Source organism: Streptomyces sp. NPDC006476 (genome assembly GCF_040612015.1).
GTDB classification, from domain to species: domain Bacteria; phylum Actinomycetota; class Actinomycetes; order Streptomycetales; family Streptomycetaceae; genus Streptomyces; species Streptomyces griseorubiginosus_B.
The window spans coordinates 1-20,560 of record NZ_JBEXPK010000094.1 but is presented as its reverse complement, the minus strand read 5'-3'; the positions used below and the strand labels follow the sequence as shown (position 1 = coordinate 20,560).

Annotated in this window: 10 protein-coding genes and 1 pseudogene; 2 read left to right on the top strand and 9 right to left on the bottom strand. The window is 68.2% G+C overall.

What is annotated here, in order from left to right:
• Window positions 1-686: 686 nt before the first annotated feature.
• Window positions 687-1,586: pseudogene (locus ABZZ74_RS46790) on the top strand (reverse transcriptase/maturase family protein); the annotation flags it as partial.
• A gap of 43 nt (window positions 1,587-1,629) precedes the next feature.
• On the opposite strand, the gene ABZZ74_RS46785 reads toward ABZZ74_RS46790, so the two are convergent.
• Window positions 1,630-1,986 (bottom strand): reverse transcriptase N-terminal domain-containing protein, encoded by a 357-nt coding sequence (locus ABZZ74_RS46785; protein WP_356950225.1) that lies wholly within the window; start codon window positions 1,984-1,986, stop codon window positions 1,630-1,632.
• Between the two features lie 574 nt (window positions 1,987-2,560).
• Entirely contained in the window at window positions 2,561-4,348 is a 1,788-nt protein-coding gene (locus ABZZ74_RS46780) for a reverse transcriptase domain-containing protein (protein WP_356950220.1), read from the bottom strand.
• A gap of 1,050 nt (window positions 4,349-5,398) precedes the next feature.
• Here ABZZ74_RS46780 and ABZZ74_RS46775 point away from each other — a divergent pair.
• Window positions 5,399-8,293 carry an AAA family ATPase gene (locus ABZZ74_RS46775; RefSeq protein ID WP_356950219.1) on the top strand — a complete coding sequence of 965 codons (2,895 nt, stop codon included), beginning with the start codon at window positions 5,399-5,401 and terminating at the stop codon, window positions 8,291-8,293.
• On the opposite strand, the gene ABZZ74_RS46770 is transcribed toward ABZZ74_RS46775, so the two are convergent.
• From ABZZ74_RS46770 to ABZZ74_RS46740, 7 genes are all read right to left on the bottom strand, one after another.
• Window positions 8,228-9,397, bottom strand: coding sequence for a thiopeptide maturation pyridine synthase (locus ABZZ74_RS46770; protein ID WP_356950218.1), 1,170 nt, complete (start codon window positions 9,395-9,397; stop codon window positions 8,228-8,230). The genes ABZZ74_RS46775 and ABZZ74_RS46770 overlap by 66 nt on opposite strands.
• On the bottom strand, window positions 9,394-10,410 hold the full coding sequence (locus ABZZ74_RS46765; RefSeq protein WP_356950217.1) for a lantibiotic dehydratase C-terminal domain-containing protein: 1,017 nt from the start codon (window positions 10,408-10,410) through the stop codon (window positions 9,394-9,396). Before ABZZ74_RS46765 ends, ABZZ74_RS46770 begins: the two co-directional genes overlap by 4 nt.
• Window positions 10,404-13,013: a lantibiotic dehydratase gene (locus tag ABZZ74_RS46760; protein ID WP_356950216.1), complete on the bottom strand. Its 2,610-nt coding sequence runs from the start codon at window positions 13,011-13,013 to the stop codon at window positions 10,404-10,406. The genes ABZZ74_RS46765 and ABZZ74_RS46760 overlap by 7 nt, the downstream gene beginning before the upstream one ends.
• Before the next feature lie 308 nt (window positions 13,014-13,321).
• Window positions 13,322-15,259, bottom strand: a complete 1,938-nt coding sequence (locus tag ABZZ74_RS46755; protein WP_356950215.1) for a TOMM precursor leader peptide-binding protein — start codon at window positions 15,257-15,259, stop codon at window positions 13,322-13,324.
• Between the two features lie 104 nt (window positions 15,260-15,363).
• A complete protein-coding gene (locus ABZZ74_RS46750) occupies window positions 15,364-15,546 on the bottom strand; it encodes a hypothetical protein (RefSeq protein WP_356950214.1) in 183 nt (60 codons plus the stop codon).
• Window positions 15,547-15,715: 169 nt separating this feature from the next.
• The gene (locus ABZZ74_RS46745) at window positions 15,716-17,203 is read right to left on the bottom strand and encodes a SagB family peptide dehydrogenase (protein ID WP_356950213.1); all 1,488 of its coding nucleotides are present in this window, start codon (window positions 17,201-17,203) and stop codon (window positions 15,716-15,718) included.
• 151 nt (window positions 17,204-17,354) lie between these two features.
• The gene (locus tag ABZZ74_RS46740) at window positions 17,355-19,352 is read right to left on the bottom strand and encodes a hypothetical protein (protein WP_356950212.1); all 1,998 of its coding nucleotides are present in this window, start codon (window positions 19,350-19,352) and stop codon (window positions 17,355-17,357) included.
• Window positions 19,353-20,560: the final 1,208 nt, after the last annotated feature.

The window sequence follows — 20,560 nt, the reverse complement described above, 5'->3', positions numbered from 1 at the left end:
TACAAACGGCTCGCCGGCTACAGGAAGGCCAGGGCCTGTCTCCAGGGGATCATGCACCGGTACCCGGGAATGTTCGCGCACTGGCGCTTGTGCCGCACCATCTGGCTATCAGGGTGACAAGAGCCGTGTAACGGGAGACTGCTACGCACGGTGTGCGCCGTGAGGCGCTTCGTTGTATCCCCGACGCAGTCGGGAGGAACTCGGAGGGAGGTTCTTGGGTCGCCTGACTTACCTGGACGCGAAAGCGCGAGGGGACAAGAGCATGTCAGGGAAGTGGTGGCCGTCCGGAGGTGTCCGGGGGCGGGGTGCCGCGAGACCCGCGCGATATGGCCAAGGCTGGATTGCTTGAAGCCCAATCTCCAGTGGTGAGAGTGCGCACCCGTCGGAACGACACCTGTAACCGATGCCGCGTCATGCCGGGCCTTGAACCTGTGGGGCCGGGCAACCTCCGTGACGCGGAGCGTCGCCCAGTGAGGGCGGTCAAGGAGATGAGTGGGCGGCCTACGTCGTGCTCGATACGTACAGCGAAGACGTACCACGGGATCGCCTACGGGGCGCGAGCTCTATGGCGACGGAGTGCCCATAGTAGTCGCAGGAGTCGCGACCTGCCGAGAGGTCCGGGAGAGCCGGAACAAGGACGAAGGGGCACAGGTGATCGAGAAGTTCAGCGAAGGGAGGCATGCGTAATGCAGACCGCCGAAACGGTGCTGGACGTCATTCGCAAACGCGGAGAGAGAGGACTGCCGATCGAGAGGCTGTATCGGCAACTGTTCAACCCACAGCTGTACTTGATGGCCTACGGGCGGATCTACGCCAACAGGGGCGCAATGACGCCGGGGGTCACCAACGAAACCGCGGACGGCATGTCGCTGGAGAAGATCGGCAGCATCATCGATGCCTTGCGCGCCGAACGCTACTGGTGGTCTCCGGTCCGGCGGGTCTGCATCGAGAAGAAGGGATCAGCGAAGAAGCGCCCGTTGGGTCTGCCTCCCTGGTCGGACAAGCTGTTCGCCGAGGTGGTCCGCCTGCTGCTTGAGGCGTACTACGACGTTCAGTTCTCCGACCGATCCCATGGTTTCCGTCCCCACCGGGGCTGCCATACCGCGCTCAGCGAGGTCGTGGAGGTCTGGAAGGGGACGCACTGGTTCATCGAGGGGGACATCTCCGACTGCTTCGGCAGCCTCGATCACGAGGTGATGCTGTCGATCCTGGCGGTGAAGATCCATGATGGCCGGTTCCTGCGGCTGATCAGCCACATGCTCAAGGCGGGATACCTGGAGGACTGGCGATGGAATGCCACGCTCAGCGGTGCGCCGCAGGGCGGGGTGGCCTCGCCGATCCTCTCGAACATCTACCTTGACCGGCTTGACCAGTTCATCGAACAGTCTCTGCTGCCCGAGTACAACCACGGCCGGCGCCGGCGCCCCAACCGGGAGTATCAGGTCGTCGAGTATGCGATCCAACGGGCCAAGCGGCACGGTGACCGGGATGCGGTCCGGGAGCTTCGGCTCCGTCGCCGCACCCTGCCGAGTCAGGACCCCAACGATCCGGACTACCGGCGATTACGTTACGTCCGCTATGCGGACCTATGCCGAGTTCGGCATAGGTCCGCTTATGCCGTGCGCCGGGTTATGCCGACTGCGGCGGCGACAGCATGACGGACCTGGGGTCTGGTTTCGAAAGCTTCAGCATAACCAGCTGCCTTCGTACGAGGTGGCTCATATCCCTGTTCGTAGGCGAGTTGCCTGCAGACAGGAGAAGATCATGGATGTGATCGGAGGGCGGCGCCGTGGGCCGGTGCCGCTGGTGGTGACGGGGCAGCGTGTTCGACCATGATCTCAGCATCAGTTGCTGCAAGGACCGGACCAGGGCCCAGTCCTCTTCCCGCGTCGCCTTGAAGATCCTCTGCCTCAGCCTCACTACGTTGTCCTCGTGGTGACGCCATGCGACGTCGTCCCATTCGGCAGCGTCCTTGGGTCCGTTCACCGCGGTGTCCAACTTGCCCCTCGGTTCGGGAGGCCCCGGGCCTCGGTCGTCAAAGGCTCACCAGCCCACGTCAGCTCCCCTTTCGGGACCCGGCCGCCAGGACCGGCATCCGGCCGGTTCCCGAGACAGCCACCTGGAGAGGCAACCACATGTCCCGGGTCCCGCTGCCTTTCGGCCGCCGGCATCTGCTTCTTGGGCTTCCTGTCCCGCCGAGGAGTTCCGCCCCTCTTGCGATCGGCCTACCGAGCCAAAAGAAAACTCGGACCCCGACGGGGTTTCCACGTTCCGCGCACACGAGACACGGCCGGGGTGGGCGCCCCCTACACCCCGGGGCCAGCGGTGTTCCCACGACCGGTTGATCGTCCCCGGCCGCCGCTTGCCGCCTCTTCCAGCGGCCAGGCCCTTGCACCCTGGTCCTCGTCCCGTCACCCAAGGCTTGGGCTGACGAGGCATCATCGGGGGTTCACTTGCGGTCGGGTAGGCCGCCGGCGAGGTGCCTGCTGGGCAGGTCCTTTTCCAACGGCCCCCCGCCGAACGGTACGTGCGACTTTGATCGCATACCGCTCTCCAGTGACTACTTGAGCGGAACGACTGCGAGCCGCCCGGCATGCGTACTCTCATGGCAGGGACGGCAGACCACAAGGGTCTTCCGTCGCCGCTTTGCCATGGTCTTGACCCATGCGGGCCTCTCTCTGCGCCCTGGCTTGTTCAGGTCTGCGAGCTTGCGGATGTGATGGACCTCCAATCTCCTGGCAGATCCGCATAGTTCACAGCTCCCGGCAAGGAGCCTGTGGATTAGCTCATTCCCTTGCGTTGTCGCCAAGACGGGCGCCCGGTCAACGGGCTTCGCCTCTACTTTCCGCTTCAGCGGGATTCCTCCGAACCACGCGACCAGCGGCTCCTTCCCTTCGCCACGTTCAACCACTGTGCGGAAGCACACTCTCGGCCCTTCGTCGGTCTGCATAACGGCCTTGTATTTACGGGCCGTCGCGGAAACCGTGGCGCGGTGCTTGGAAGCCAGGGTCTTCAATAGCGAGGTTTCCATGACCCACCGCAGCCTGCCAAGGCGGTAGACATTGGAAGCCAGAAGGTAATACTGGACCACACCTCGATACTCGGCCTGGTATTTGCTGATGATCGTGAAGTCCTGATCATTCAGCATCTGAGGCCGATGTGCGGGTTCACCCCGCCGCATGTACAAGGCACTTCTTCGCGTGATCGCTTCCTCGGGGACACGCAGCCCGACGACACCATTGACCGATCTCCGACCACGGGTGATTCGGTCATTGCTGTGCTGAACCACGATGTCATATCCGAGGAACCGAGCCTTCTCTGTTCGAGCATGGGTGATCAGAGTCTTCTCCTCGGAGAGCTCCAGCTTCAGTTCCGACCGCAGGAACTCGCCAAGCGACTCCTTGATCTCCACGGCCTCGGACTTGGGGCCGCTGAAACCGAGCAGGATATCGTCTGCGTACCGGACGTAACGCAACCTGCGGTAGTCAGGGTCATTCGGGTCCTGACTGGGCAATGCGCGGCGTACCTGTGAAAGCGCACGTACCGACTTCTTGTCCCCGCGTTTCCGCGCTCGCAGGAGTGCGTTCTCGGCCCTCTTGTACTCAGGGTTGGTCCTCCGTAGACGACCTCGGTTGTATTGCGGCAGTAGCTGAGATTCGACGAACTGATCGAGTCGGTCAAGGTAGATGTTGGAAAGCGTGGGGCTTGCCACCCCTCCTTGCGGCGCACCGCTCAGAGTGGCGTGCCACCTCCAGTCCTCCAGATACCCCGCCGTGAGCATGTTGCTCACCAGCCGAAGGAACCGGCCGTCGTGGACCTTCTCACCCAAAATCTCGATCATGACCTGATGGTCAAGTCGGTCGAAGCATTGGGCAATGTCGCCCTCGATAAACCAGGTCACGCCTTGCCACGTATCTGCTATCTCACGCAGCGCGGTATGGCACCCTCGGCCACTCCTGAACCCGTGTGAACGGTCGGAGAACTGAACGTCGTAGTACGCGTCGAGCAGCATGCGCACCACCTCGGCCAGCAATTTATCCGACCATCCAGGCAGTCCTAATGGCCTCCGTTTCCCGTTCTGCTTGGGAATATACGTCCGCCGGACGGGAGCCCACCGGTACCGCTCGGACCGAACGATATTGATGATGCTCTCGACCTTTTCTAAGGACATGCCGTCCACGGTCTCTCCCGTGACGCCCGGAGTCATCGAACCCGCATTTGAGTACAACTTCCGGTAGGACAGTAGGTAGAGATCAGGATTGAACAGTTGTCTATACAGCCGTTCCAGCGGCAGACCCTTCCTGTCGCGCTCACGAATGACCTCTAAGACGGTTTCGGCGTTCTGCATTACGCATCCCTCACGCGCGCGGAAGGTCCTGTCACCTGCGCCACTTTGCCCTGTGTCCGGCTTTCCCGGACTCCCCGGCAGGTCGTTACTCCTGCGACTACTATTGGCGCTCCGTCACCATGGGGCTCGCGCCCTTTAGGTGATCCCGCGGTACGTCTCTGCTGTACGTCCGAGCGCGACTTAGGCAACCCACTCATCTCCTTGACTGCCCTCACTGGGCATCACCCGCCCCACGGAAGTTGCATCAGCAGGCGAACGATACTGACGCATGGAGCGGCACCGGTTACAGACGTCTTTCCGGTGGGCGCGGACATTCACCGATCGGAGATTGGGTTTCAAGCAGTCTAGTTTTTGCCTTATCGCACGGGCCCCGCAGCGCCCCGCTTCGACGTCTTCGCGCGGTCGCTGCTTTCCTGACATGCTACTGTCCCCTTCGTCTTTCGATTCCAGGTTAGCCATTGGACCCAGGAACATTCTTCCAAGTTCTTCCCGATTGAATCGGGGATACAACAGAGCGCCTCACGGCGCACTTCGCCCGTCCGGCCTTCCCCTCGCCCGGTTGCTCCCCCGGACGGAGCGGGGGCCCTTGGGCTTCTTCCCTGGGCTTCGCACCCTCACAAGCGGGACCTGTGAACGCACACCAGGGCGGGGACTGATCTCGAACACTGATCAGGAACTACGCATCCGGTCTATAACCGGCCTCCGATCTGCGAGTTCACTCATAATGCGCGACTTCGTGTCGCACCGATCAACGCCCACTGCTCGTCCGATAAGTCGCTGAGGTACGGCTCTCTCTTCACACCCCGCATCTCAACATGGACATGCCCACCCGACGGCTCATACGGCGGTCAGTACCACGATCGAGCGATCACGAACCGAGGAAGATCGGACTTAACGCCCACTCGGGGCCCGTCGGCGTCAGCAATACGTCAGCATGGCTGATTTCCCGTAATACCCGCACACCACACCAAGACCTTACGATGCGCCCCGTAGCCGCACGATGCCTCAACCCACGTGTTTTGTCATCCGGTTGGAAGGAGCACACCGCACATGTGCAGCGGTAGGTTCATGAGCTTTCGCATAGAACCGGTGCATGGAGAGGAGGAACGGATGGCCTCGTCCAGGATGATCGGTCGTGGACTTGAAATGGCGCGGCTGCGGTCCATGATCGACAGGGCCTGTGCGGGTCGGCAAACCACCGTGCTGGTTCGGGGCGAGCCAGGCAGCGGGAAGTCGGAACTGCTGTCGGCGCTCGGTGCGCTCGCCGCCGATACCGGGTTCCAGGTGGCAGCCGTCGATGCGCAAGGTATCCCGCGTGCGTCGTTCGCAGCTGCCAATCATGCGCTCGGTCACTTGCTGACGACGAGTGCCGTATCCGCGCCGACTGCGGTCCGGGCACCCTCGACGGAACGGGTAAGCGAACTTGTTGAATCGGTGCGAGTGCAGGCCCAGCGCGCCCCGGTCGCGATCTGTGTGGACGACGTGGACCACGTCGACCCGTGGTCGTTACGCTGGCTGCTGGCGCTCACGGAGTCCACGTCACCCACCCGCTTGCTGATCGCCGCGTCAGCCAGCGGCTTCGGCGCCGGTCACCCGATGCCGTGGGGGGCAGAACTGGCCGCACGTGCCGAGCGCATCGACCTTCTGGGCCTGCCAGCGGCAGCGCTCGCTGAGTTCGCGGCCACCCGTTGCGGTGTCACGCTCGACGAAGAGTCGGCAACGGAGTGCCGTAAGTTGACCGGAGGCAACCCCAGCCTGCTGCTGTTCCTGTTGTGCGGCACCAATGCGGCGCCCACCGCCGAGGAGGTGGGCGCCGACGCCTGCTCGATGGTGTTTCCGGGCGCCGAACGCTGGTTGGGGGGCCTCAGCGAACCGGCGCTCGCGCTGGCGAGAGCGGTGGCCGTCCTCGGTGTCGACGCGGAAATCGCCCAAGCGGCGGAACTCGCGCAGCTGGCCGTCCCGGACGCGTTGTCCATGGCCGACGAGCTGGTCGGCCGGTGCCTGCTGGCCAACCGCACGCCGCTGGCATTCCGGCACCCCCTGCTGGCGACGATGGTCGTCAGCGGAATCCCGGTCGGCACACGAGCCGCCCTGCACCTCAAGGCGGCCGAGATCCTCCGTGACGGGCACTTCGGCATGACCCCCGTTGCCCGGCAGCTGGTCGCAGCGGGGCCGCTCGGCCAGGCCTGGGCCGTCCAGCCACTGAGGGGCGCGGCGCGCCAATTGGCGCGGGAGGGCAGGGCCGAGGACGCCGTCCGGCATCTGCACGCCCTGCTGCGGGAGCGGTTGCCGTCGCGGGTTCGGTCGGACGTGCTGTGCGAGCTCGCCGCGTTGGACCCGTTCGTCGATCCGGACCACACGGTGCACCAACTGAACTCGGTCCGGCAGGAGGTTGACGAGCCCGAGATCGCGACCGGCTACGCGGTGGCCCTGGCCGGGCTGCTGACCGAGTGCGGGCGCCCCGCGGAGGCCGTGGCGGCCCTCGGCGATACGGCCGACCGGCTCGGTCCGGGCGCAGCGGAGCAGAGCTGGCGGGTGCGGTTGCACAAGGCGTATGTATGCCTCCACGGTCCCGGGTGGCTGGCCCGGACCGCCGATCCCCTGGATGATCTGGTCACGCAGGCCCCCCCGGATGACGGCGCCCGGCGAGAGCTGGCCGGGCTGCGAGCCGTGCACTCGGTAGCCTCCTGCGAGGACCGGGCGACGGCCGTGCACTACGCACGACAGGCACTCGCCGGTGCCCCGGACAGCTGGACGTGGAGCGCGTGGTACGGCAGTGTCGCACTGATCCACGCCGACGAGCTGGACGAGGCGTGGACGCATCTCAGCAGAACCCGCCTGGCGGGCGGGGCATGTCTGGGGCGGTGGGACCCGGTCTCCGCTGAGCTGCTGCGCGCCAGGATCTGCCGGGTCCGCGGTGACCTGGCTGGCGTGGCAGAAGCGCTGACGCCCATGGCGGAGTGGCTGTGCACGGCGGCGGCAAATTCCCGCATGCTGGCCGCGCTCGGCGTGTCGCTCCTGGTCGAGGCGCGGTCCTTGATGGGCGACACGGATACCGCCCTGGCCCTGCTCACCGACAGCGGGCTGGATCACGATCTGCTGTCCCGGCGAGACACCCCGACCGTGCTCTGCGCGCGGGCCGCGCTGTGGGAGCACCGCGGCGACCCGTCGAGCGCGGTCGCGGACTATCTCGCCGCGGGCCGACTGCTGGCCGAATACCAGGCGGACAATCCCGCTGTGGTCCCGTGGAGGTCGCGTGCCGCACGGCTGCTCGCCGCGGCGGGTGAGGTCACCGAGGCCGCCCAGCATGCCGGCGCCGAGCTGGAGCACGCACGTCGGTGGGGCATATCGCGCACGATCGGGATCGCCGAACACGGGGTCGCCATGGCAGCAACCGGCGCGCGGCGCCTTCGCCTCCTCGCCGGCGCCGTGCGGACGCTGGCGTGCTCACCGGCCAGGCTGGAGCTCGCGGCCGCCCGGTTCGACCTGGCCGCGGCGCTAGGCGAGGCCGGCCGGGCGAACGAGGCAGGTACCGAGTTCGCCGCGGCACTGTCCACGGCTCGGGCCTGCGGCGCCCAGCCGCTGATGGAACGCATCAGGGCGGCACGGCAGGCGCTCTGTCCCCCGGGGCTGGCTGAACCGGCGCATCCGACCCTGATGAACCTGACCCCGCAGGAGCTGAAGATCTTGTGTCTTGCCCGGGAAGGCCACACCAACCGGGCGATCGCCGGGAAGCTGTGCGTCACCGTGCGGACCGTGGAGTTCCATCTGTCCGGCGCCTACCGCAAACTCGGCATCTCAGGGCGCCGGCAGCTTGGCGAGATCATCCCCTCGTCGGTAGCCGCCCGGCTGGCAGCCAGCAAGGCCATCGAGGACGGCTCACGCCAGGTCGTCCGCCCACTGGGTGCCGATTCGGGCCCACTCGGGTGTGCCCGCTGCGGATGAGGAAACCACGTACCGCTGGAAGGCGTCGATCGCGGAGACGCCGTGCACCGCTTCGACGGTTCTCGCCGCAAGGTGGCACAACAGCCCCCGGTCCACGGGCCGCAGGCCGAGGCGGTTGAGGTGAATGTAGAGATAGTTCACCACCAGCCGGAACGAGGCGAACCAGTGGTCGTCCTGCAGGAAGTCGGCGTGACCGTGGTCGCTCTGGAGCAGCTGGTGGAACTCGCTGACCTGCCGGGTCGGCATCCGCGGTGCCCGGCCGGCTCCGCTCAGCGACACCTCGCCGGAGACCAGCAGCGGGTATGCGGTCCGCTGGCAGCGCCGTACGGCCTCGGCCCACTCCAGGACGAACGGCAGGCCGCTCCCGTTGCCGGCCAGCTGGGACTCCACTGCGCGCAGCCGCTCGGACAACGAGCTGGCCTGGCGCCGGTAGCGTTCGTCGAACTGAGCTCGGTACCTGTCCGGATCCTGTGTACGGGACAAGAACGCGTCGGCGTGCGACCGCAGTGACATGAAGCCGCGCTCGATCGGTGCGCCGCCGCGGTCGAACGGAATGGCCGCCACCGACACGGTGGTCCACATCATGTCCAGCGCCAGTGGCGCCAGGGCGCCACCGGACCGGAGGTGGTCGTATATCTGGAACGCCAGATCGTTGGTGTCGCTGAGGAAGCCGGCCAGCAGTTCGCTGGCCTGCATCGATCCCAGCACCGGCAGGCGGTGGTCGTAGGGCCGTTCGACGACGGTGTTGTCCGCCACCCAAGGCTGCCGGGGCCCGGTCTCCATCTCCAGTTCCGCCAGTCGCTCGTGCACGGGTGCCAGCGAGGTCTCGTTCAGTGGGACCCTGGAGGGATGGGTGCGCAGGTACTCGCGGACCGTGGCGACGACCGTCGGCCGCACCTCGGCAGCCCAGAGCTCTGCGGAGGTAAGGAAGTTGAGCCGCAGGTGTGGGCCGCGCAGCCAGTGCCGGCCGAACCAGGACGCGTCGGCCGACGCGCGGACGGAGGCGAATGCCGGGCGGACGGCACCCAGTACGAGTGCCGGCTCGGCCTTTTCGTCGTGGTGGTGGACGTGGACGCTGTGCCACAGGGCGGCTGGTCCGCTCATGAGGTGGTCAACGCCTCGGGCAGTTCGGCGAGGACCCGGCCGACCAGGAAGCGCAGTTGGTTCTCCTGCCACAGGGTCAGCCCGAGCCGGTTGTTGATCAGGTGCGCGCAGCGCAGCAGCACCAGGCTCGTGGCCGGGTGAGCGGTGGCGGCCAGGTCGAGAGGTTCGGCCAGCGGGGAGGCGGCCCACTCGGAGGCGAAGCCGCCCGTCTCCTCCAGGACGTGCAGTTCCTCCCGCATCCGTCGCAGTGACGCCAGCCAGTACGCGCGGTGGTCCGCACCGACTGGCCGGTCCGCCATGCGCCAGGTCCGCAGAGCGCGGCCACGGAGCTTTTCACGCTGAGCCCGGTATCGGGGCTCGACGTCAGCGGCCTCGGGGCCGCTGCCGAACGGCAGCGGAGGGCCACCGTGCCGGACCCATCCCTCGCGCACCTCGTCGCACAGCGCGAATACGCCGATAACCAGGTCGAATGCGAGCAGCGAGCGCTGCTCCAACGTCGTGCCGGCCGCCACCACGGACAGCGCCAGCTCGCTGGAGTCGAAGAAGTGTCCCTCCACGGCGGCGATGGCCGCACCGTATCCGTAGTCCTCGTGCTCGCGCTCGTAGGGCAGGAACTCCACCGTGTTGTTCGGCCGCACCGCCTGGTCGTGTCCCGACCTGCCCTCCAGACCGGCCAGATCCTCGGCGACCTGGGCGAAGCTCGCCCGGTCCACGACGTCCGGGGACGGGGTGGCCGCCAGGAAAGCGCGGATCCGTGTCGCGGCCAGCCGTTCGACCTCGGCCCGGTCGGCAGCGCGGGCGAGGAGCAGCCGCAGCCGGACGTGCGGGCCGCCTTCCCAGTACCGCAGGAAGAAGTACCGCTGCACCAGACCGTTGGCGGTCAGCGCCTGGACCAGCGGCCGTACACAGCCGGTCAGCAGCGCATCCTGATCGGTGTCGTAGAAGATGTGGGCGCACACCCAGTCCGGGCCTGCGGCCACGTCGGGGTCGAGCCGGTCGCTTCCTGTCAGCATTCCTGTCCTCCGTTGATCTCGACGAGATACTCGGTAACCCGCGACCGGTTGTCCCCGTAGGCCGGCGCGTCGGCCGGGTCGGGCAGCGCTTCCTGTAGGAAGAGCACATGCCCCTGGCCGACCAGCATCCGTTCGAACACGCCGACCAGCAGCAGGTTCGCGAAGTCGACGTACATCGGCTTGCGGGACTTAATCCGCCACACTGTGCCGCCGACCACCGAGTCCGGATCGAGGCCCCGTACGAAGCAGCGGACCGGCATGTCGTGACCGCGCAGCCACGCGACAAGCCGCAACAGGTAGCGCCGGTCGCTCTCGCCCTTTCCCCGGACGGGCACCACACTCGCCGGGAACACCCACTGGCGGCGGCTGACCGTCGTCCGGCCGATGTCCACCCTGGGCTGGGCCAGCATCCCGTCCACCTCCGCCAGCGAGGGGTCCCCGAACATCCGGCGGCCGGGAATGAGGAGATTCGGGGTGGCACCGAACGCCTGCATCAGCAGCCGCATGGCGGGCGGCAGCCACAGCTCCGCGATGAGATTGGGGTGCACCGGGCGGACCAAGGCAGCGCGGCTGCGCGACCACAGGGTGAGCAGGCCCAGGGCCTGTTCGTGCCGTACCAGAAGGTCGCCGACCGGGATGCGGTGGGCGGTGTCGCGCCGGCTGAGCCCCCCGGGATAATCGATCTCCTCGGCCACCACCGAGGTGCGCAGCCCCACATTGGCGCCGTAGTGGCGGCAGCTGTCCGCCATGACCACGCCATCGGGCGGCGGTGCGGTGTCCACCTCCACGGCGATCCCGGCCTGGGTGAGCAGCCGTTGGATGCGGTCGCGCCCTCGACCGTGTCCGGAGTTGACAGCGTTGATCACGAACCGGGGGCCGTCGCCGTCGCCGAAGGGCTGCCCGTAGTACGCCACCGAGTCCGGCGGGCGCATCCATACCGGCCACTGATCGGCCAGCGCGGACAGCCGTTCGGAATCCAACCGCAGCACGTCCCGCTCGTCCGCACACCCGGCCGACGCCTCGGCGCACAACCGGTCCCGCAGCCGGGCCAGCTCGCGGATCCTGGGCAGCCGGTGGTCCGCCAGGGCACGATAGCCATGCGTGGCGATGGACAGCAGGCCAGCCAGGTCGGGGTCCTCACGCAGCCACTCTTGCACCGCGCGGTGGAACGCGAGGAACGGCACGGTGGCGCCCGACCCCATCCGTGCCGCGAACGCCTCGGCGAGCGCCACCCGACCGGGCAGCGCCGGATCGAGTACGGCGTAGAGGCGGCGCACGAGGTTCAGGTCGCGCAAGACCGGCGCCCAGTCGTCTGGGTCGGGCCCGGGGAGCGGATCGGGCAGCAGAGCGTTCTCGATAAGGATGTTCTTGGCTGGGAGCTCGATGAGCTCCGGTCCGACCAGCGACCTGATCCGTTGCAGGGCGGACTCGATGTCCTGGGTGTGCCGGAGCCGGTCCGCCGGGGAAGCCAGGCCGGGATAGGCGGCGAAGAGGGCTTGCAATTGGGCGAGTTGATCGGCGATTTCGGCCAGTTCGGGGCCCGCGCTAGCCACCCAGGAACGTAGTTCGGCGAGCGGATCCAGCTCCTGGTCGGCGAAGGGGCGCTCGGCTTCCAGGAGCCCCAGCTCCACCAGCCCGCCCAAGTAGGCGTCGGCCACAGCCGGATCGCTTCCCGTCCGGCCCGCCAGCAGCTCAGCAGCGTCCTCCCGGGTGCGCCTGGCCTCCGTCACCACATCCAGGCACGCCTGGACCGGCGCAGTCGCCGGCAGGCTACGCAGGGGTTCCTCGGATCCCGGCCCAAGGAACTGCCAGCGACCACCGACGAGCACAGTGCTCGGGTTGAGCCGCAGCCGCAGGCGCGCGGCGAGAGCAGGGTGCCGGCTCAGTTCCCGGACCAGCTGCTGCACAACCCACAGATTGATCTCCGCGACACTCCGTACGGTGAAACCGGACGCGGGCGCCGTGGTGGCCGGGTCGCGCCAGCGGCCAAGGCCGCTGATCGTGAAGGTGCTGAACGGAGTGGTCTTCATGGTGATCCGGGCGAGGTATTTGGTGAGCCGGAGCGCCAGTTGGCGATCCGGCTCGGCGTCGTCCGGCCGGGCCAGCCACTTGCCCAGGCGGTCGTGGAGTACCGGGCTGCTCAGGATCAGCCCGTGCTGGAAGCCGGGATCGCCCACCGCCTTACGCAACAGCGCGCGTTGGGCGTCGGTGTGGTGGTCGACCAGTTCGTCCAGGCGTGCCACGTCGCGCTGATGCGCGTCCACCCTCTCCAGCCAGGACCGCACCCCGTGGGTCACTCCGGCCGGCAGGAGCGCGCGGAGGTCGTCGTTCCAGTACCGGGCCGATGGTCGCCTCCGATTGTGGATCGAGCGCCGGAGCGCGACCAGCATCGGCTTGCCGGTCGGCATGCGGCCGATCAGGTCGTACAGCGTGTCGGACAGCTCCTCCGCACGGGCGGTCAGCACGCGTTCGCCAGCCAGTACCACCTCGACCTGGTGCCACAGCTCCGGCGAGCGCATGTCGTCCAGCATGGACACCGGCAGCCCGCCGAGCCGCACGCCGAATGTGTCTGGGGTGGAGAACTCCGAGTACTCCTGGGTCATCGGGCCTTCCGTAAGTTGTTAGGTGGCCCGGGAGGGCCGGATGTGGCTGATCGGGTCTTGCGCTTGTGGCTCCGAAGGAGTGGCCGTCCAGCCCTCCGGGGCGCCCTGGCTTGCGGCCAGCGCAGCGGCCTGGATTACTGGTCCGAAAATCCCCCGTCAGTGCAGCTCTGGAGCGTTCATGTGGCCTCCAGGGGCTGGAGGTTGAGTACTCCTGGCGGGCAGTCGGCGATGAAGCAGAAGACCCCACGGCGCGAGCCGTAGGACTCCCCCTCCTTCAGGAGGGAGAGGAAGTCAAGATCACAATCCAGTCACGGGAACGGGTGGGGATGCGGGTTGACCTCGACCGGATCCAACGGCCAGCTCCGGTAGCCGAGTCGGGTGGGCAGCTCGCGCAGCCGGGGGAGGCCGTGGGTGCGGCGCATCCGGTGTCCGAACGTCATCGGCAGCAGTCCGGGGATGATCACCTTCGCGCAGGCCAGGCCGCCTGCCCGGTGCTCGTCCGTTGTCTGGTCCACCACGACGACGTCCTGGCCCCGGCTGGTGAACCGGTCGACCACCTCGGCCAGGTCGGCGCGAATGTCGTCGCCGCGCGGCCGGCAGGTGGCCCGCTCGAACGCCTCGTCCACTGGCAGACCGACGTCGTCGCCGAGCAGGAAGTCGAACCGCTCGAAAGCGGCGGGGTGGCAGTACAGCAGGGCGTGGTCGCGCATCTCCCGCACCAGCTCCGGGTCGGCGACCATCGCCTCGATCCTGGCCAGCTCCTCCCGGTACACGGCCCGGTTCCAGCCCAGGTTCGCCGTGAGCTCCAACAGCCCGTTGAGCAGCGCCTTCTCCGGGTCGAAGTGTGCGCCGGCCGCGCAGATCGCCGCGGGCTCCACTCCTGGGGCGGAGTGCACGGCCATCACCCACGCCGTCGGGATGCCGTGCTCCGGGGTGGTGGCGAAGGCCATGACGCGGTGACCACTGTCCTGTCGGATTCGTTCGGCCAGCATCCCGATGCGCAGGTCCGCCACCGTGGCCAGGTCCACCCTGGGCACGGGCAGCCGGGCGTACCAGGTGAGCAGAAACGCGTCCCGTTCCGCCAGCTCCACCACGCCGTGCAGCGCCGCCTCCTCCAGGCAGCCGCCCAGGGCGCACCCGTTGGACACCTCGTACGCCAGCGGCCGGGCGAGCGGGTTGCCGTGCCGGGTGCGGTAGTAGGCATAGTCCTCGGGTACGAGCACCGGCGCGTCGCGGGCAAAGGAGTGCCCCCACACCCAGTTCAGCTCCATGTCCGGAGTGAAGGGGCAGTAGGGGAAATCGGTCTCCGCGTACCGCTCCGGCGGGTAGAGGCCCAGCTCGGTCGGGCAGATCGCCTGGCTGGCCACGTTCTGGTATCCGGCCCGCACCGTGGTGGCCCGACCGCCGGGCCGGGCGCCGCCAAGCCGTTCCAGTGCCTCCGCCAGCGCGGTGCGCTCGCAGGCGGAGTAATCCAGGTCCCGACCGAACCCGGCCTCCTGTTCGCCGCCGGGCAGGTGCAGCGGCGCGGACACCATCGGGTACCGGTAGTCGGTCCGTACGTCGAGCTGGCGGATCACCCCGGTGTGCCCGTTCACATACGTCTTGTGCAACTGGTCCCAGTCGGCGGCCAGATCGCGGACGCGATAGGTGTCCCTGCCGAGCTTCGGGCGGGGCGTCTGCATGAGAGTGGGCGGCTGGTCCGGCGGCAGGCCGCCGCACTGAGGGCAACAGGGATCGGCGAGGAACGGGTGCACGTCGACCGCCAAGGTCGTCAGCGACAGAATCATGATCGCGCTCGCTGTCAGCCTGCCCGGGCCACCAGCGAGTTCCGCCGACACCAGGTCGGCGACCGGGTCGCATGCCCAGGCCGACAGCAGCGGGGCGGTCCGGTCGGCGAGCCGGTCGCCGAACCGGCGCACCAGCTCGCTCCTGGGGCTCTCCGGCCCCAGCGCGCGGTCCCGCCGGCTCTGGGCACACCGCGCACAGCCGGCCCGGCCGGGGACGACATAAGGCCCGACGACGACGTTGCCCAACTCAACCCGGACCGGCAGCCATTCGAGGTCGCAACGCTCGGGTGTGGTGCCGGTGCGCCAGCCGTCGTCCGCGGAGACGACCACGGTGCAGTCGCGATCCGTGTCGGCGACCAGCCGGTGCGACCGGGAGGCGAAGGTCCGGATCGCGGTGGCCAGCCGGCCTTTGCCCAGCACGGCGACACCGGCCACCACTGCTGTGGTTGCGTCGGTCAACGTCTTTTCCTCCGCTGATGGTTTACGTTTCCTCCCCCGTTGGTGAGGGCGGGGCGCCGTGTCCGGCGCACTGGCTGTACGCCGGACAGGGTCATGCGGCCAGATCAGCAGCAGCAGCAGGAACAGCAGCTGGCGGGCGTGCCCTGCGAGGTGCAGTTGGACGCGCCGATCTCGACCATGGCGTGGCCGACGTTGATCGACTCCAGGCTCGCACCCGGCGCGGTCGGCAGGATGTCGAGCTCGTCCACGCTGAGGTCGTCGAGGTCCAGCGCGAGGTTGGTGGCCATGTCTTCCCCTTCCATCTCCAAGTAGTTGTCGGTTCTGTCGCGGACCGGATCGGTCGATCATGTCGACCAGGCCCACAACGAATCCTCGGACGGGGGCCTGGCCGTGGTCTTCACGGTGCGACCGCAGACCGGACCGTAGGCTTCTGCACCCGCTACCTTCGGTGCCGTGTCACCAGGTCAGCGGTGGTTCGTACTGTGCAGTGGCCCGTCGGCGGCCGAGGACGAGGGTGAAGACGGGCACATGCGCCTCGTCGGCGCCGATCAGGTCGCGGACCATACCGTCGTGATAGCCGTTGGTGATCCGTGCGGACAGGCCGGTGGCGGCCGCGAGCACGCTAATCCGCTGGGCGACGACCCCGGCCTCGTGGTGCAGGATCCGGTAGCCGCGATTGCCGAACCAGCGGTCGCCCTCGATCCGGTTCACCGTCAGGAACACGATCACGTTGGCCTTCGCGGCATTCACCGAAGGGGTGCGGTCGCAGAGCATCGACACCACGCTGCGCCAGTCCCGTCCCGGCAGGCCCACCAGTTCCGGTGCGGCGTCCAGTCGGTAGAGCCCCGTGGGCAAGCCCTCGACATTGAGCGCCAGCATATGGCAGTCCACCAGCGGCCGGCAGTCCACCGCGCCGTGGTCGGACGCCACCGGTTCCAGCGCATACCGGAGCAGGCCACCTAGCCCGTGAACGGACAACCGCACACCATCGGGCAGGAACATCCGCCCGCCCGAGTCGCGCGCTCGCAGCGCCTGGGCCAGTTCGAGGCAGTCACGCGACGGTTCGTTGCCCGCGATCGGCACCCGGAGCGACGCCGACTCGGGTTCGCCGACCGGGAGGTGGAAGGCGTCCTGATCCACGGGCGTGCCCCCGCCCTCGCCGGTCAGCCGGCTGGCGCGGTCCAGTTCGGTCAGCCCCGTCCACGCCGTCGGATCAGCCGCGTTGGTACGGACGTGATGCGGCCGGATGAGCGGCAGCGGTGCTCCCAACTCCCTGGGAAGCGGCGCCGGACCGGCCACAGCCGGCCGTCGGCGCCGAGGGGACAGGTCGACCACTGCGAAGGCGGTCTCCTCCTCCCCGTCCAGACCCAATGCCTGATTGACGACGGTGTCGTCGAACCGGTGGTGCACCCCCGCGCGCAGCCCCAGGGCACCCCCCACCAGCAGTACGTTCCCGACCGTCATGCCGACTTCCTGGGCACACAACCGGTAGGCGTAGTCGCGGTAGCGGAACGCGGTCTTGCGGAAGCACACTGCCGCCACCATCAACGCGAGGGTCTCCTCGTGCCCCGCTCCGGTGGCAAGGCGCAGCCCGCCCGGGATGCCACCGGTCCGCAGCCTGGTCAAGGCGTGGTGTGCCGGATCGTAGTGGTAGCACCCGGCGGGCAGCTTCCCCACCGCCGCGGCCGTCCACAGGTACAGCTCCGCCGGGTAGAAGCACCGCGCGGACGCCACCATCCGGTGGTACGGCCAGACCGCGTGCGGACCCAACTCCATCCGCCCCAACCCGTAGCTGTGGTGCAGCAACGACGACAGCGTGGGCTCGTCCAGAGCATCGAGTCTGGGGCCGTCGTCGCTGCCATCGCCCTCGTCGGAGTGCGCCCGGCGGAACCCTGGGAAGGACCACCGCACGTCGCCGATCCGCCGTGCAGGTTCACTCAGCACGTGCCGTGGCAGGCCCCGGTAGGTCTTCGTCGGCAGCGGCTCATCCGGCCCGCCCTCCTCACCCTGCCCCTCCGCAAACAGTTCCTGAACCCCTTCGAAAGTGCGCCACCAGAACCGGAGGCCGGCGGAGGCAGGCGCCCTGCGCACCGACTCACTCATCGACCAGCAGGACCCGGAGAATGGTGGGCAGGACCTCGTACACCTCAGGATCGTGGTCGAGTGGGACCACCACGGGGCGCAGCCGACGGGCCCGCATCGCGCCGAGCATGTCCTCCCGATCCGGTACAGGAAGCCGGTCCGCGCTGGTCGCCGCCTTTGGCGGCCGGTCAATGCCATCCAGACCGTCAAGGCCGGACAGGTGAGCGGGGGCGTATGCGAACTCCCCTGACACAGTCGCCTGCCGGTCCAGTACAACCTGCTCCAGACCAGCGGCCACCGCGCCCGGCCCACAGGTCACCGCGACCGGCCGGCCCCCCTGCCACCACGCCAATACCGGTATGCCCAGGGCGCCCCCGACATCGGCGACCCTGGCGGAACCCCCCGCCGAGCACAGCAGGGCGAGGTGACACCGCGTCCGCGGGTCCGCGGCCACGTGCGTCGGATCCAGGGCGGCCGGCCGCGCACGGCCCGCCAGCACATCGGCCACGGCCAACCGGGCACAGTGCTGCGCGATGCCGTCAGTCACGGCGTCGTCCCAGCTCAGCCGCGCCGACAGCCCTGTCCCGATGCTGAACGCCTCGGTCGCCGGCACCGCCCTGGCCCGACGACCGGCGATGTCCCAGCCCCACACGGTGGCACCTGCGCCGAGCCTGCGCGGATCGAGCGAGGTCGCCGCGTATTCCGCCAGGCCCCGCAGCGCAGCACGCCGGCGCGCCTCGGCGAAGCTCCTGCCCACGCCGAATACGCGGGCCTCGCCCTCGGCGTGCAATACGGCTTCGGTCACGTTCAACGGCAGCTGAGTGAAGTCCCGTTCATCGAGCCGCCGCATGATGCCGACGTGCGAGTCGAAGCAGCGGGCCGCCCGAGCGGAGAAGTCCTCCTCAGTGACCGGATCGGCATTACTCAGCAGACCGATCCGGTCGGCGAACTCCGCCTCGGTCTCCGGCCGGGCCGGCCGCATGGCCGGATGCGGCAAGAACGCGTGGGTCGAGGTACGTAAGGATTCCAGGTCGATCCTGGTCAGCTTGGCATCGTCCGCGGTCGTGACGCCCGTGACCGCCCGGAACGCGGCAAGCCCAAGGTGGCCGGCCACCACCGCGGCGGCCGGACCGGTCAGGAACTCGCCCGGGCGAAACGGGCCGTGCGCGCCCCACCGCAGCCAGGCAGACTCCCACGCCGGGCCGACCGGCCCCAGCCATGCGACGTCGTCGAGTACGAGGCCCTGCACCAGAAGGGTGCCTGAGGCCCGGCACAGCCGGCCCAGGCGCAACGCACGGTCCACCGCGGATGCCGAGGCCACGTGCAATACCACGTCCGCCTGGGCAAACTCAGCCTCTTCCGCGTCGGACAGCGCGACGTGGACCAGCGTCTGCTGCGGATCACGGCGCGCCGCCTCAGCGGCCAGCTCCGCCAGCCGAACCGTGTTCGTATCGGTCTCCGGCGTCTGGACGGCGCGCAGCCTGCGGACCCCGGAGTGCAGCGCCGAGCAGACCAGCGCGACGAACGTCGGCCCCGCCCCCAGTACCACCACCCTGCTGTTGCGGTACGTCTCGAACCGTCGCGCGGCCGATTCCCGGTGGTACTCGATGAAGGCGATCTCAGCCGCATAGGCTTCCAACTCCCGCGCGGTCAGCCCGTGTGGCAGGTCATCGGCGGCATCGAAGACACACCCGGCAGAATGCAGCCGCTGCACCAGGGCCTCCACCACACCACGCTTGTCCTCCGGCAGATTGCGCACGAGAACCTCGAACTCGGTCGAACCATCTAGGTACGCGGCGATCCGGTCCAGCCACTGATAGGCGGACCGGCCGTGCAGCGCGAGATCGGCCCCCGCGCCGAAGACATGCACCCCGTCGCCGGTAGGCACGTACAACACGTCGGATTTCAGTTTCGGTCGCATCGCCAACCCTCGGATCGAATAGAACGCCAGTGTCACGGCCGCGTACACACCCGTCTTGACGGCATCACCACAGGCCGACCACAGAATCACCGCCGCGGCCTTTCGGCCTCACCGAAGTCCCACGGCCGCAGAGATCCACCGGCACCTCCATTGCCGACATGGACAGAACGCCGTCACCTGCTGCGCTGGCGGCATGCGCCGTCCAGGTCGGCGATCGGGAGGGTCCTCGAGCGTCTCGACACCAACGCACTCGATGCGGCCGTGGGCGCCTGGCTGGCTCACCGCCACACCGCCGTGACCGCAGCCCCAGGCAGGCGACCGGCGATCGCCGTGGACGGCAAGGCACTGCGTGGCTCCGCCCTCCCAGGCCAGCCTCAGGCTCTCGATCGCGTTCGTGGTGTAAACCACTCCCCGTGTGGGGTCTATCAGGAATCAGGTGTGGTTGGTCCGATTGGCCTACAGATTCTTGGTTGGGCTGATCGGCCTTCGACGGCCGCCTCTCGGCCGGACGAGTGTCGGGGGCGTAGACGGCTTCCAGCAGGAAGAGCCCGTCCCGCCCGACCTGCTGGGACCACTGCTCACGAACCTCTTCGCCCTTGGGGGAGCGGTAGTCGTCCACGCGTGGCCCATAGCGTTCGGCCCACTCGGCATCGATCAGGGCGGACAGCCAGGTCGGGGCCGCGACCGCCAGCGCTTCCAGCGCGGCCCGCAGCGTCTCGCCGACGAACTCCATCCGGTGCAACGTCCGCCGCCGCCAGCACGTGCGTGGAATCGGTTCGCTGCCGGCCACCGGCCTTCAGCAGGCCCAGCGCGCGCAGGCGTTCCAGTACCAGCTCCAGCATCTTCTGCTCCAGCCCGTGCTCGATGAGACGAGCGCGGAACAGGCTCAGCACGGAGGCGTCGAACCCGGGATCGGTCAGCTGGAGCCCGTGAAGTCGGCCCGGAGCGCGGTCCCGGCCTTTCGGCCGGGCCGTTTCTCCGGACCGCTTCCCGCACCCGCCGTGCGCCTCTCAACGCAACGGGCGCTCCACAAGTCCCTTGAGATTCTTGAGGGTTGTCCTCTTCCTGTGGTCGGCCATGGAGAGGGGATGACTGATCCGCGATAGCGATAGCGCGTGGTGTGCACTCTCGCCGGGCTGAACAGTTCCCGTTCCTCGCTGGCCGGCCACCAGCCTCCGCCGCAGTAGCGGCGGCGCAGCTGCTTCCAGTTCATCGGGATTCCTCCGTGGATACTCCCGCCTTCAGGCGGGGGAGTGTACCTGCAGGCGCGGCGCAAGGACCGGCTGACCCTGGCCGCC